This window comes from Zhongshania aquatica (assembly GCF_027257955.1).
Classification (GTDB): Bacteria; Pseudomonadota; Gammaproteobacteria; order Pseudomonadales; family Spongiibacteraceae; genus Spongiibacter; species Spongiibacter aquatica.
This window is the reverse complement of record NZ_JANZNQ010000091.1, coordinates 1-773: the sequence shown is the minus strand read 5'-3', so window position 1 is coordinate 773 and position 773 is coordinate 1. Positions and strand designations below refer to the sequence as shown.

At 53.6% G+C, this 773-nt stretch carries 2 protein-coding genes; both read left to right on the top strand.

All coding sequences use genetic code 11. From position 1 onward, the window contains the following. The first annotated feature begins 83 nt into the window (after positions 1-83). On the top strand, positions 84-452 hold the full coding sequence (locus tag O9X78_RS20760) for a transposase (RefSeq protein WP_269621592.1): 369 nt from the start codon (positions 84-86) through the stop codon (positions 450-452). Next, positions 449-773, top strand: a 325-nt coding sequence (tnpB, locus tag O9X78_RS20755; protein ID WP_269621591.1) for an IS66 family insertion sequence element accessory protein TnpB, incomplete at its 3' end; no start/stop codon positions are given. The genes O9X78_RS20760 and tnpB, both read left to right, overlap by 4 nt.

Genomic DNA, 773 nt, shown 5'->3' with positions numbered 1-773 from the left:
GTAACCGTCCGGCGAACTCACCTTTCCATTCGATTTTAAGCTAGTAGCCTTGGTGTCCACCTCATTTTAAGTGGACACCTATTATGAATACTCAAGGATTACTTCCCTCTCCAAGCACGCCACCGCGTCGCAAGCACTCGCTCCAGTTTAAGGAGCAGGTGGTGGCGGCAAGTCATGCACCAGAGACCTCGGTGGCGAGTGTCGCTCAGCGATTTAACATCAATGCCAACCTCGTTCATAAATGGCGTCGTCAGCTTGAAGCCAAGGCCGCTGAGGGTGGCGATGATTTCATTAAAGTACCGTTGCCGGTTCGCTCAATCTCAAGCAATACCCCACCCCACGATGCCTCAGTTAAAGTTGAGTTTACTAGCGGCTCACTGGGGCCAGTCAGTATTCATTGGCCAATGTCTCAGCTTCCACAACTGGCTTCTTGGCTGACGTCATTGTCATGATTCGTATTGATGAGATATGGCTGGCACGAGAGCCACTGGATATGCGGGCAGGGCCGGACACTACCCTAGCTCGCGTAGTGCAACGCTTCGGTGAAGCTCGTCCGCATTGTGCGTATCTGTTTGCCAACAAACGCGCCAACCGAATGAAGATCTTAGTGCATGATGGTTTTGGTTTGTGGCTGGCGGCACGCCGGCTGCATCAAGGTAAATTCCATTGGTGCGCGCTGCGCGAGGGCCAGGCTATGCCGCTAGATGAGGAGCAATTACACGCCTTGGTAGTCGGTTTGCCGTGGAAGCAAACGGGTGGCGGAGCCACCATCT